The sequence below is a fragment of the uncultured Corynebacterium sp. genome (assembly GCF_937999985.1).
Lineage (GTDB): Bacteria > Actinomycetota > Actinomycetes > Mycobacteriales > Mycobacteriaceae > Corynebacterium.
This window is the reverse complement of the sequence record NZ_CALLDG010000044.1, coordinates 1-10,252: the sequence shown is the minus strand read 5'-3', so window position 1 is coordinate 10,252 and position 10,252 is coordinate 1. Positions and strand designations below refer to the sequence as shown.

Genomic DNA, 10,252 nt, shown 5'->3' with positions numbered 1-10,252 from the left:
AAGAGTACCGAGGCCGTTCCGCCCTTTTGACCGAGGAGCAGTGGAGCACCCGCCCGCTGTACAAGCAGTACGTGGATAACGTCGCGCGCCTGACGAGCGCACTGCAGTAGCGTTGCAGTAAAGCGCCGTGTTGGCGAATTGATTGTTTTCATTATCGCCGATTAGTGCAATAGCACTTTTGCCGTCATATAGGGTGAATCACAAGTTACTTACATACGCACACCAAAAGAAAGTTTCGCCCGATGACCCCGCCACCCCAGAAGTCGCCGCAGACGCCTTCCCATCCCCCGGTACGCGGCCGCAAGGCACCCGAAATTCTGCCGGAGATCGACGTCGCAGAGATCGCCACGGCAGTGTATGACTTTCTTTCCGCCACCCGCCGCCTGATGGAGCGACCCAACCAGTCGCTGGAGATCTCCCAGTCGGAGATCGAGGTACTGCAGTTTATATCCCAGCACCCGGGCTGCGGTGTCTCGGATGTCGCCCGCCTGCGCTTCCTCCGCGCCTCTAACGTCTCGGCGACCGTGCGCCGCCTCATCAACGGCGGGCTGATCCGCCGCCAGGCCAATCCGGAGGATAAGCGCGCCCAGGATCTTTACCTCACGGACGAGGGCGTGGACATGATGAACTCCATCACCGACGAGTGGGCGCTCATCATCACTAAGGCCACCGACAGGATGGATGCGCGCGACATCGCAAAGCTGCGCCGTGGCGTGCCCGCCCTGCGGAACCTCTCCCTGGCTGCGGAGTCCCTCGTCGACGATCTGCAGCGCAACCCGGACTAGCCCCGGAGACGCAAACTAGCCCCAAAGCTAAAACGCCCCACCTGGCATCTCAAGGCCGGTGGGGCGAAGGGGGGCGTCACTAAGAAAAAGCGCTTAAGCGTCCCGCTTCTTTAGCGTCACTACGCCGACGATGAAGAGCACCACACACCAGGCGGCGAAGTACAGGATCGAGCCGGTCTGGCCCCATGGCGCCCCGTCGAGATCCCGCATGCCGGTGTACGCATCGGCGTTGGTGAACGGCATGTACGGCGGCAGCCAGTCGCGGACCTTCGGCACCAGCTGCACCAGCGTGCCCTCGATCACCAGGTTCCACAGCAGCATGATTGCGATGCCGCCGGCGGTGTTACGCACCAGGTAGCCCACGCCGATGGCGGCGGCGATGGTCAGCAGCAGGTACAGCTCGATGCGCCCGATCTGCTCCCACAGGCCATCGGCTCCGAGGCCGACCTTGCCCAACAGCTCTTCATCCTCCAGATTCCAGCCGAGCGACCACTTGGCGAGAACCGTGCCCACCACGTTGGAGATCAACGCGAGGATCGAGGCGATCACGCCGTAGACCAGGAACTTTGCGATCGGCACCTGCCAGCGCGTCGGGGTGGCCAGCAGGGTGGTTTTGCTGGTGTTCGCGCCATACTCGGTGGTCACCAGCATCACGGCCTGGATCATCACGATCATCATGCCGAAGGAGAGGAAACCGCTGAGGCCCATGTCAGAGCCGATGCCCCCGACGACGGACATGTACAGCTCTGGGTCTTTCTGCGCCTCGTCGCTGGTCAGTAGCGAGCCGGTCATGGCGCCATTGAGCAGTGCGAAGCCGAGCGAGAAGAACAGGATCAGCCCGGAGGTCCACCACAGGGCTTTGGTGCTGCGGAGCTTAATCAGCTCCGATTTGATCAGGTTCACCATTACTTGTCCCCTTCCTTCTGCACGCGTACTGCGTTGCCGGTTGCCTCGCTCTTTTCTGTAGCGCTCTTCTCTGGGGCGCTCTTTTCTTTATGACGCCGACCTGTGGGCTCAGCCCCTTCTGGCGCCACCTTGGGAGCGGCCTTTTCCTCTGCCTCGGGCTTGCCGGGCTTAGCTGCCGCCTCGGTCTTGCCAGGCTTGACCTCAGCCTCAGCCTTGTCGGCCTCGACACTGGCGTGGTACTCGACGTGCTCCTGAGTCATGCGCAAGTATGCATCCTCCAGGCTCGGGCGCTTCTCCGACAGCTCGCGCAGGCGCAGGCCATAGCTGTAGGCCAGAGCACCGATCCAGTCGCTTTCCTGCTGTGGGATGGTGAGCGTCGGGCGGCCGTCCAGATCCTTCCCCTCCTGGAAGGCAACAGACTCTTCCCTCAGCGCGGCCTTCATCTCCGCGATGTGATCAGTACGCACGACGGTGGATACCTCGGAAGTGGACTTAATGAACTCGTGAGTGCTCTGGTTGGCCACCAGGCGCCCCTTACCGATAACGATCAGGTGGTCGGCGGTCTGCGCCATCTCGCTGAGCAGGTGCGAGCTGATCAGCACGGTGCGGCCCTCTCGCGCCAGGGCGCGGACGAAATCGCGCACCCAGCGGATTCCCTCCGGGTCCAGTCCGTTCACGGGCTCGTCCAGGATCAGCACCTCCGGGTCGCCCAGCAGCGCGCAGGCCAGGCCCAGGCGCTGGCCCATGCCCAGCGAAAACTTGCCGGCCTTGCGGCCCGCCACGTCGCTCAGACCCACGATGCCCAGGACTTCATCCACGCGCTTTTTAGAAAATCCGTTAGCAGCGGCGACCCAGCGCAGGTGTGCCGCGGCGCTGCGGTTGGGGTGGACCCACTTGGCGTCCAGCAGCGTGCCGACCTTCTCCAGCGGGCGCTTGTAGTCGGCATACGCCTTGCCATCGATGCGGGCAGTTCCCTTGGTCGGCTCATCCAACCCCACGATCATTCGCATCGTGGTGGACTTACCGGCACCGTTGGGTCCCAAGAACCCGGTGACAATTCCGGGTGAGACCTCAAAATTCAAATCGTTGACTACCGTATTGCCTTTATAGGCTTTGGTTAGGGAACTGACCGTAATCATGCGTTCTAGTCTGCCACAATAAGGGGAGTTTAAGCAGACTTTGTGGGCACACAATTACTTAGGCTGTATATACTTTATGGCTATGCCCCCAGTGACTGCGTTCGAGGCAGACCGGTGGATGGACAGCGATGAGCACCCCACCGGTCGAGGCAGCTCGTTCAAGGGGTTTGTGATCCCGGCGCTCGAAGCGCCGCGCCGGTTCCTCAAGTTCGCCTCCACCTCCCCCGGCCTACTCACCATCGTCTCGACCATCCTGGTTTTGGCCATCCTCGCCGCCGGCGGGGCGATGGTCTACAGCTCGCAGAACCGCCAAACGCAGCTGAATGCGTTGGTCAACCAAACCGAGCCGCTGTCGGATGCGGCGCAGGAACTCTTCAACTCCCTCTCGGTGGCAGATTCCGTCGCCACCACCAGCTTCCTACGCAAGTCCACCACCGACGCCGCCACCCGGGACTACGACGCGGCAATGTCCAGCGCCTCGACCTCCCTGATCCGCGCCACCAGCGGCATCGACAACATCGAGTCCCGAGAAATGGAGCTGGTACTACAAATCCAGAACTCCATGCCGGAGTACGTGAAGCTGATGTCCAACGCGCAGACACACGACCGCCTGCGCAACCCCGTCGGCGCTTCTTACCTGGCCCAGGCCTCCACACTGATGCAGGACACGATGCTGCCAGCCGCCCAGGAGCTCTACTCCCGCACCTCAGAGGAGGTCTCCACCCAGCAGGCGAAACTCTCCTCTCCCCTGTGGTTCCCACTTTCCGGCATCGTGGCGGCGATCATCATGCTAGCGATAGCCCAATTCTGGCTCGCAGCATTGACTAATAGGCGCCTCAACCTGGGATATGTGGCGGCTACTGGGCTTATGCTGTTCGCCCTCGTATGGGCGTCAATAAGCGCTGCCCTGACGTGGCACGCGGGGAACCAAGATGTGCAAGGCACCGTGCGGCCACTCGAGCAGCTCACGGCAGTGCGCATCTCGGTGCAGCAGTCGCGCACCCAGGAAGCGCTGGGGCTGATTCAGCGCGACTACGGCGAAGATCGCCAGCAGGAGTTCTCGGATGCCATGGCGGACATCGACAGCAAGCTGGAAGGCCTGCGCAACCAAGTGAGCCACCCCGAGCGCATCGATACCGCCCGGGAAGCGCTGCGCTCGTGGGACGAATCACACGCAAAGATGGTCTCCGAGCTGAAGAATGGCCGCTACACCGAAGCGCTGGCCGCGGCGCTGGACACGAAGGTCAGCGAGGAAAAGCAGGACGGAAAGAAAGACCTGCGCGCCGCCGATGAAGATACGTCAGACTACACCGTCGTGGACAACGAAATGCAGGAGCTCATCAGCAGCACCCGCGAAGAACTGCGCGACATCCTGGTGGAAGGCCGCACCGCCGCCGGCCGCGTGACCAACCTCGTACTAGCCCTGACAGTGCTCTCCGCACTGTGCGTCTTCTTTGGCACTAGGCCCCGACTGCAGGAGTTCCTCTAATGAGAAAGCAAGCGTTCAAGCCTGTAGTCGCCGCCCTGACCGTCGCGGCCATTGCCGTCACCTCGGCCTGCGCCACGGAAAGCCCCGAACTGCCGGAATGGCCATCCGTACAGCACAATGCCAGCGACGATCTGCCCTACGGCGCGACGTATGTGCAGCCGGACGAGGTTCCTAGTGACGGTGACGCCGCAGCGGATACCAACACAAATATCGATAACACTGGCGACGAAGAACCGTTTGGCTCTATCAAGCCGGATACCCGCGAGCCGAAGGAGCGCGTGCCGCAGATCATGCGCCGGGGTCGTCTGGTGGTGGGCGTGGCCCAATCCCTGAACCGGCTGGGGTTCCGCGACCCGGTCTCCGGCGACGTCGCTGGCTTCGAGGTAGACCTGGCGCGCGAAATCGCGCGCGACATTTTCGGCGACCCGAACAGGATCGAATTCCGCTACGTGGAAAGCCGCGAACGCGCAGAGGCGCTCAAGAGCGGCGACGTGGACATTGTGGTGCGCACAATGTCGCCGACGCTTTCCCGCCAATCGAAACTGGAGTTTTCCATCCCCTACCTGCAGGTTCACTCGCGCCTGCTGGTGTTGAGCGACTCGAAGATCCAAAGCTTCGACGACCTGCACAAGAAGACGGTGTGCGTTACGCGCGACTCAACCTCCGCTGTGCGGGTCAAACAATACGACGTGGGGCGGCTGCTGCTGACCCAAGCGTGGACAGATTGCCTTATGGCCATGCAGCGCTTCCAGGCCGATGCGATCTATACGGATGACGCGATCCTCACCGGCCTGCGAGCCCAGGATCCCTACACAACCCTGGTGGCCGACGCGCCGGAGACCAGCTACTACTCGGTGGCTATCTCCCCGCCGGGATTCCCAAAGCATACGACCGGGCTGGTGATGCAGGTGAACTCCACCATGGAGAGGATTCGGCGCGACGGAACGTGGAGGAACCTCTATGACACGTGGCTGGCGGACTACTTAGGGCCGGCGTCATCACTACCGATTAAGTACCGCACCGAGGAAGAGACGAAGGAACTCAACAAGATCCGGCGAAGGGAGGCGAACGGCAATGCAGAGTAACGACCGCGCCGACAGTGAACCGGAGGAGCGCACCGAGGCCGTAGAGTTCGACCCCTTCGCCGACAGCGAACCAGAAGAACACACCGAAGCCGTAGAGTTCGACCCCTTCGCCGACGACGAAGACACAGACGCGACGGTGCAGCACACCGAACCCGTGGGTAACCCGGCGAACGCCGTGGACTCCGGCGAGCGCTCGCGCATCGAGGCACTATCGACGTTCCGCAAGAGGCGTGGCACGTACCGCTCCGGCGCCTCCGTGGCCGACGGAATGGTGCAACTGCCGTTCATCCCTCCGACGAACCCGGAAGACGCAGTCATTGACCCCAGCGCGGCGATCGAGAAAGGCGTGGAAGCACCGACGCTGAAGGCCGGTGACATCATTGCAGGCCAGTACGAGATCCTCGGCCCCATCGCGCACGGCGGTCTGGGCTGGGTGTACATCGCCATCGACCACAACGTTGCCGACCGCTACGTGGTGCTCAAGGGCATGATGGCCACGGAAAACGAGCAAGAGCGTGCGGTCGCGGAATCCGAGCGGGCGTTCCTGGCGGACATCACGCACCCGGGAATCGTGAAGATTTTCAACTTCATCGACGACCCACGCTCCCCCGGCGGCTTCATTGTGATGGAGTACGTCGGCGGGCCATCGCTGCGCGGGCAGCGGCGGAAGCTGGCGGCCGGGGTGCTGGATCTGGACGTGGCGATTGGCTACATCCTGGAGATCCTGCCCGCGCTGGACTACCTGCACTCCCGCGGCGTGGTCTACAACGACCTGAAGCCAGACAACATCCTGATCACCGAGGACCAGGTGAAGCTGATCGACCTGGGGGCGGTGACGGGGATCGGCGCGTTCGGGCACATCTTCGGCACCAAGGGTTTCCAGGCCCCGGAGATTGCCAAGACCGGACCGACCGTGGCCAGCGACATCTACACCGTCGGCCGCACCCTAGCCGCACTGATCGTGAACCTGCCGGTGGAAAACGGAGTGTATGTCCAGAGGCTGCCCACCCCGGACGAAGAGCCGCTGTTCCGCGAGTATTTGTCCCTGTACCGCCTGCTGCTGCGGGCCACGGACGAAGATCCGGAAGCGCGCTTTAGCTCCGCCACCGCCATGGCTAACCAGCTGATCGGCGTACTGCGGGAGATCCTGGCCATCCGCGACGGCCGCCACTACCCGCACTTGTACACCCGGTTCACCGCGCAGCGTAGTACGTTCGGCACCAAACACATTGTGTTCCGCACCGACCAGCTGGTCGACGGCGTTGTGCGCTCCGTGGAGATCTCCGTGCCGGAGGTGGTGAGCGCCCTTCCCACCCCGCTGGCCGATTCGCAGGACCCGGGATACGGCCTGCTTTCCGCCACCAGCTTCACCGAGGCCGGGGATCTGCTAGATACCCTGCGCGCTGCTTATGCCCAGCCGGAGCTGAAGCACTCCGTGGAGATTCCGCTGACAATGGTGCGTGCGCTACTGGACGTGGGCCAGACGCGCGAGGCCCACAATCTGCTGGACGAGCTGAAGCCGCGGTTGGAGAAAGACTGGCGCTTCCAGTGGCACTCTGGGGTGGCGGCGCTGCTGACGGGACAGTTCGCGGAAGCGCAGAAGTACTTCAACCGGGTGCTGTACATCCTGCCTGGTGAGCCCGCCCCGAAGTTGGCGCTGGCCGCCACCGACGAGTTGCTGCTGCAGCAGCAGGGCGTGAACTCTACGAAGCTGCTGAGCGAGCACGTCTCCCGCGCCGCTTCTGCCCTGGCTTATGCGCAGAAGTTGCCGGTGAAGGATTACACCGGGGTGCCCGGTTGGGAGCACGTCACGCTAGACCCGGTTTCTCTGCGCTTCCACGCCATGCGCCTTTATGGGCTGGTGTGGGCCACGAACCAGTCCACTGTTTCCAGCGCGTTTGGCCTGGCCAGACAGTTGCGCGCGGAGGGCATGGTCGATTCGGCGGTGGCTGCGTTGGACCGGCTGCCGCAGGCCTCGCGGCACAATCGACTGGCACGGTTGACGTCTATTTTGTTGCTTATTTCTGACGCCAACAGCCTCACCGAGTCCCGCATCCGCCGTGCGGCTAGACGTTTGGAGACCCTGCCGACTAACGAGCCGCGCCTGCCGCAAGTTCGCATCGCAGTGCTGAGCGCGGGCCTGAATTGGCTGCGTGGCGCTAGCGACGGCCCGGACGGCGTGGCGGGGATTGCCGGCGTTGGCGTTGGCGCTGGTGACACAGGTACCGGCGGTGGTGGTGCCGGAGCCGGCCGCGGTGGTGCCGGCGGTTCTGGTGCCGGCGCTGGCGGTGTTGGTCGCGGTGGTGCCGGAGCCGGTAGCGGTAAGGACAGTGCTGGCGGTGGTGCCGGAGCCGGTAGCGGCCACGGCTCTCGCAAGTCCAAGGGCAAGCGCAAGCTCGGTGCCGTGATCAGGAAAAATCGTGGTTCTACAACCAGGGCAAACGAAGCTTCTCAGGTCAAGCGGCAGGCAGCAGCGGCTCCCCTATTTGACGTGCAGTTTACCGAGCGTGGCCTGCGAACCGGCTTGGAGAAAAGCCTGCGCCAGCTGGCTCGCCAGGCTCCTTTTGCCCGCCACCGCTACGACTTGGTGGACATGGCCAACCAGATCCGCCCCCGCACCTGGTTCTAGCTGCGCACATTGTCTTAGTTGCGCGCTAACTGCGCACCTGTCCCTCAGGTTCTAACTGCGCACATTGTCCTAGCTGCGCTCTAACTGTGCGCCTGGTCGCAAAGCCCGCCTGCCCTCCCATTCCAGCTGCGCGCCTGGATCCCACGCCACGCCCCGCACTCCGTCCCTCCCCTGAGCGGCAAATGTCGCTAGAACGGGAATCCATGAAGCCGCAAGAACAGACTCCGCGAAACGCAGGCTCCTGACCTGCACTTTTGCATTAATGAAAATTATCTGCATTAACGCATTCTCGTTCTAACGACATTTCAGCCCCAGCAGGCACCAAAACCCCGCCCGGCGAGCCTGCGCTTTCGCCCGGCGAGGCACGCATTCCCGTTCTAACGACATTTCAGCTCCAGCGGGGCAGCCAGAGCGACCCTGCACCCAGGCAGCCCCTACTGCTGCTCGGCCGACTCCGTCGCCTAGCGCGCAATCGCCAGCTCCAGACCCTACTGCTGCTCGGCCAGCTCCGTCGCCTGGCGCGCGATCGCCAGCTCCTCATTCGTCGGAACCACGAACACCTTCACCTGGGAATCGTCAGTAGAGATCTCCCGCGCGCCGACAATCCCCTCGGAGTTCTCATTCCGCGCCTCGTCAATTTCAATACCGAAATTCTGCAGGTCAGCCATAGCATCGCGGCGCACCTGCGCTGCGTTCTCACCCACACCTGCGGTGAATACAATCGCATCCACGCCACCCAGGATCAGCATGTAAGACCCAATGAAGCGGCGCAGCGCGTGGATGTACACGTCGTAAGCCAGCTGCGCATTTTCATCGCCGTCCTCAATCAGGGGCTTCAGCTCGCGGAAGTCGTTTACGCCAGCCATGCCCTTCAGACCGGACTCGCGGTTCAGCAGCTTATCCGCCTGGTCCACCGTCATCCCACCGGAGCGCGCCAGGTGGAAAATAATGCCCGGGTCAATGTCGCCGGAGCGGGTGCCCATGACCAGGCCGGCGAGTGGCGTCAATCCCATCGTCGTATCAACAGCCACACCGCCACGAATCGCGGCGGCCGAGGCACCGTTACCCAGGTGCAGAGTGATCTGGTTGACCTCCTCGGCGGGCTTGCCCAGCAGGTCCGGAACCTTGGAGGACACGTACTCGTGGCTGGTGCCGTGGAAGCCATAGCGGCGGATGTTGTACTCGTCGGCGATGTCCTTCTTGACGGCATAATTCGCCGCGTGCTCCGGCAGTGTGGAGAAGAACGCGGTGTCGAACACTGCCACGTGCGGGACGTGTTCCAGCAGCGCGCGGGCGTTTTCAATGCCGTCGATGTTGGCGGGGTTGTGCAGCGGCGCCAGCGGGATGAGCTCCTTGAGCTGCTCAATCACCTCGTCGTCGATGAGTACGGGCTCTGTGAACGTTGCACCACCGTGGACCACGCGGTGCCCTGCTGCTACCAGGTCTAGGTCTTGGGGTCCGACGCCCAGTAGCGTCATCATGCCGAAGGCGCGTTCTAGGCCAACAGAGTGGCTGAGGATAGGGCGATTGTCTTCCATCTTCGACGTTTCCGTCTGAATCTGGATGTGTCCCTTCTTCTCACCGATTTTCTCGACGATGCCGGAGACGAATGGCTCCGCCGTCGCGCTTGCTTCCGGATCGAGAACTTGGAACTTGATGGAGCTGGAGCCCGAGTTGAGGACGAGTACGTACTTGGTCACTTTTCTTCTCTGTTCTTTTCGCTTCTTCTTCTGCCGGCTTTCCGGCTATTTGGCCTGGATCGCAGTGATCGCCACGGTGTTCACGATGTCCGGCACGGTCGCGCCACGCGAGAGGTCATTCACCGGCTTGTTCAGGCCTTGCAGGATCGGCCCCACGGCCAGCGCATTGGCAGTGCGCTGGACCGCCTTGTAGGTAATGTTTCCGCAGTTCAGGTCCGGGAACACGAACACGGTTGCCTGGCCCGCCACGTCGGAGCCCGGCAGCTTCTTCTGGCCGACGGATTCCACCACTGCGGCGTCGAACTGCAGCGGCCCGTCAAGTGGCAGGTCTGGGTTGTTCTCCTGGGCCTTCTTCACTGCGGCGGCCACGGCTTCCACGTCCGCGCCCGCACCGGAGGTGCCGGTGGAGTAGCTCAGCATCGCCACCTTCGGCTCGATGCCGAACTGCGCGGCGGTCTGCGCGGACACGGCGGCGATCTCCGCCAGCACCTGCCCGCGGATCTTCTCCCGGGAGACCTG

At 62.9% G+C, this 10,252-nt stretch carries 8 protein-coding genes; 4 read left to right on the top strand and 4 right to left on the bottom strand.

Annotated features, from left to right (window positions below; genetic code table 11):
- Positions 1–242: 242 nt before the first annotated feature.
- A complete protein-coding gene (locus Q0331_RS01955; RefSeq protein ID WP_298074398.1) occupies positions 243–785 on the top strand; it encodes a MarR family winged helix-turn-helix transcriptional regulator in 543 nt (180 codons plus the stop codon).
- A 93-nt stretch (positions 786–878) separates the two neighbouring features.
- On the opposite strand, the gene Q0331_RS01950 is transcribed toward Q0331_RS01955, so the two are convergent.
- Positions 879–1,691, bottom strand: coding sequence for an ABC transporter permease subunit (locus tag Q0331_RS01950; RefSeq protein ID WP_298074396.1), 813 nt, complete (start codon positions 1,689–1,691; stop codon positions 879–881).
- Positions 1,691–2,830, bottom strand: coding sequence for an ATP-binding cassette domain-containing protein (locus Q0331_RS01945; RefSeq protein ID WP_298074394.1), 1,140 nt, complete (start codon positions 2,828–2,830; stop codon positions 1,691–1,693). Before Q0331_RS01945 ends, Q0331_RS01950 begins: the two co-directional genes overlap by 1 nt.
- Positions 2,831–2,906: 76 nt before the next feature.
- On the opposite strand from Q0331_RS01945, the gene Q0331_RS01940 reads away from it, so the two are divergent.
- The 3 genes from Q0331_RS01940 to Q0331_RS01930 are packed head-to-tail and all read left to right on the top strand — an operon-like array spanning position 2,907 to position 8,033.
- Complete coding sequence (locus tag Q0331_RS01940; RefSeq protein WP_298074392.1) at positions 2,907–4,319, top strand: hypothetical protein; 1,413 nt, start codon at positions 2,907–2,909, stop codon at positions 4,317–4,319.
- Positions 4,319–5,404, top strand: coding sequence for a transporter substrate-binding domain-containing protein (locus tag Q0331_RS01935; protein WP_298074390.1), 1,086 nt, complete (start codon positions 4,319–4,321; stop codon positions 5,402–5,404). The genes Q0331_RS01940 and Q0331_RS01935 overlap by 1 nt, the downstream gene beginning before the upstream one ends.
- Positions 5,394–8,033 (top strand): serine/threonine protein kinase, encoded by a 2,640-nt coding sequence (locus Q0331_RS01930; protein ID WP_298074388.1) that lies wholly within the window; start codon positions 5,394–5,396, stop codon positions 8,031–8,033. Before Q0331_RS01935 ends, Q0331_RS01930 begins: the two co-directional genes overlap by 11 nt.
- A 488-nt stretch (positions 8,034–8,521) precedes the next feature.
- Here the strand turns inward: Q0331_RS01930 and Q0331_RS01925 are convergent, their stop codons facing one another.
- Both Q0331_RS01925 and Q0331_RS01920 read right to left on the bottom strand, forming a co-directional pair.
- On the bottom strand, positions 8,522–9,733 hold the full coding sequence (locus Q0331_RS01925) for an acetate kinase (RefSeq protein ID WP_298074386.1): 1,212 nt from the start codon (positions 9,731–9,733) through the stop codon (positions 8,522–8,524).
- A gap of 45 nt (positions 9,734–9,778) precedes the next feature.
- Positions 9,779–10,252, bottom strand: a 474-nt coding sequence (locus Q0331_RS01920) for a phosphate acyltransferase (protein ID WP_298074384.1), incomplete at its 5' end; no start/stop codon positions are given.

Bases quoted from the DNA above. Each gene is read 5' to 3' on its own strand.
- Q0331_RS01950 (WP_298074396.1), bottom strand. From the start codon at position 1,691: ATGGTGAACCTGATCAAATCGGAGCTGATTAAGCTCCGCAGCACCAAA.
- Q0331_RS01955 (WP_298074398.1), top strand. From the start codon at position 243: ATGACCCCGCCACCCCAGAAGTCGCCGCAGACGCCTTCCCATCCCCCG.
- Q0331_RS01940 (WP_298074392.1), top strand. From the start codon at position 2,907: ATGGCTATGCCCCCAGTGACTGCGTTCGAGGCAGACCGGTGGATGGAC.
- Q0331_RS01930 (WP_298074388.1), top strand. From the start codon at position 5,394: ATGCAGAGTAACGACCGCGCCGACAGTGAACCGGAGGAGCGCACCGAG.
- Q0331_RS01945 (WP_298074394.1), bottom strand. From the start codon at position 2,830: ATGATTACGGTCAGTTCCCTAACCAAAGCCTATAAAGGCAATACGGTA.
- Q0331_RS01935 (WP_298074390.1), top strand. From the start codon at position 4,319: ATGAGAAAGCAAGCGTTCAAGCCTGTAGTCGCCGCCCTGACCGTCGCG.